Origin of the sequence: Streptomyces coffeae, from assembly GCF_016741875.1 — a bacterium.
GTDB lineage: Bacteria > Actinomycetota > Actinomycetes > Streptomycetales > Streptomycetaceae > Streptomyces > Streptomyces coffeae.
The window spans coordinates 1-538 of the sequence record NZ_JAERRF010000183.1; the positions used below are offsets into that span (position 1 = coordinate 1).

Annotated in this window: 1 protein-coding gene; it reads left to right on the plus strand. The window is 66.2% G+C overall.

Translation table 11 applies throughout. From position 1 onward, the window contains the following. A partial coding sequence (locus tag JK363_RS41580; RefSeq protein ID WP_236076599.1) for an acyl carrier protein occupies positions 1–538 on the plus strand: 538 nt, incomplete at both ends.

Below are 538 nucleotides of genomic sequence, written 5' to 3' on the forward strand. Positions count from 1 at the left end.
TACGGCCGCGCGCGACGAGGCGCTGCTGGATGTGGTGCGGGGCCAGGTGGCGAAGGTGCTGAGCCATGACAGCCCCACAGCAGTCGATCCCGCGCGGGCCTTCCGCGACCTCGGCTTCGACTCGTTGATGGCGGTGGAGCTGCGTAATGGGTTGAGTGCGGTGACGGGGCTGCGGCTCCCGGCCACGCTTGTCTTCGACTACCCCACTCCCCAGGTGCTGGCGGATCACCTCCGGAAGGAGTTGTTCGCTGGACCGGCTCGTGTGGTGGACCGCTCTGTTGGGGTGTTGCCGTCGGTCGTGGATGATCCGGTGGTGATTGTGGGGATGGGTTGTCGGTATCCGGGTGGGGTGTCTTCGCCGGAGGGGTTGTGGGAGTTGGTGGCTGGTGGGGTGGATGCGGTGTGTGGGGTTCCTGGTGATCGGGGGTGGGGTGGGGAGTCGTCGGTGTGGTCGGGTGGGTTCTTGCGTGATGCGGGGGAGTTTGATGCTGATTTCTTTGGGATGAGTCCGCGGGAGGCGTTGGCGACGGATGCGCAG